Genomic DNA, 1,177 nt, shown 5'->3' on the forward strand with positions numbered 1-1,177 from the left:
TAGGGAACCTCTGCATAAGTCCTCAACGCATGTGCTTGCACATGCGTGCCGGGTGCGGCAGCATCCCGGTCCATGCAGCAATTCGATCTCGGCCTGAACCTTTCCACCAAAAAAACACGCAAACGCGAATTTCTGGAGCAGATGCAGCAGGTGGTGCCTTGGAAGGATCTGGTGACATTGGTTGCACCTTACGCCCCTGAAGGGCGTAAAGGGCGGCCACCGTTTCCCGTAGAGATGCTGCTGCGCATTCACTTCATGCAGCAGTGGTTCACCCTCAGCGACCCGGCCATGGAAGAAGCGTTGCACGATATGCCGCTGTTTCGGGACTTCGTAGGCTTGTCATGGGACAGTGCCGTCCCCGACGAGAGCACCATCTTGCGTTTCCGCCATTTACTGGAGACACACAAGCTGGCCGAGCAAATTCTGCAGAGGGTCACGGACTTACTGGAGAGCAAAAAGTTGCTGCTACGCACGGGCACCATCGTGGATGCCACGTTGATTGCAGCGCCCAGCTCTACGAAAAACAGCACCAAATCGCGTGACCCTGAGATGCACCAGACCAAGAAAGGCAACCAGTGGTACTTTGGTATGAAGGCACATATCGGCGTGGATGCGGATTCTGGCTTGGTGCACACCGTGCGGGGCACATCGGCCAACGTCAACGATGTCGTTGAAGCTAACAGTCTGCTGCATGGGCAAGAAATCGATGGATACGCCGATGCTGGCTATCAGGGTGCAGACAAACGCCCCGACATGCCAGAGCCAACACCCGAGCGCAAATTCCAGTGGCATATCGCCATGAAGCGCAGCCAGCGCAAGGCCCTGGATCCTCAGCAGCCGATATCGGCCATGCAAGAGCAGCTCGAGCAGGTGAAATCCAAAATCCGGGCCAAAGTCGAGCACCCATTCAGAGTCATCAAACACCAGTTTGGTCACATCAAAGTTCGCTACCGAGGCTTGAGAAAGAACACCCAGCAATTGCACACCTTGTTTGCTTTGGCGAACTTGTGGATGGCTCGTGGCCGATTGCTGGCAAACAGCTAATTGCAGCCTGTTGTGGGCGCTGAAAAAGCAAGATGCCCGCCAAATGCGGGCATCTTGAGTGCCAGAGGCCAGCGGACCTCACGCTAGTTCAAGCACTATCACGCTTGAATTCGGGTTATGCAGAGGTTCCCTA

1 protein-coding gene is annotated in these 1,177 nt (G+C 55.5%); it reads left to right on the top strand.

Annotated features, from left to right (window positions below; all coding sequences use genetic code 11):
- The first annotated feature begins 72 nt into the window (after window positions 1–72).
- Complete coding sequence (locus CTATCC11996_RS24095) at window positions 73–1,044, top strand: IS5 family transposase (RefSeq protein ID WP_003081624.1); 972 nt, start codon at window positions 73–75, stop codon at window positions 1,042–1,044.
- Window positions 1,045–1,177 lie beyond the last annotated feature (133 nt).

Origin of the sequence: Comamonas testosteroni ATCC 11996, from assembly GCF_000241525.1 — a bacterium.
GTDB lineage: Bacteria > Pseudomonadota > Gammaproteobacteria > Burkholderiales > Burkholderiaceae_C > Comamonas > Comamonas testosteroni.

What these genes read in the sequence shown, in the direction of transcription:
- CTATCC11996_RS24095 (WP_003081624.1), top strand. Translation starts at nt 73, where the DNA reads ATGCAGCAATTCGATCTCGGCCTGAACCTTTCCACCAAAAAAACACGC.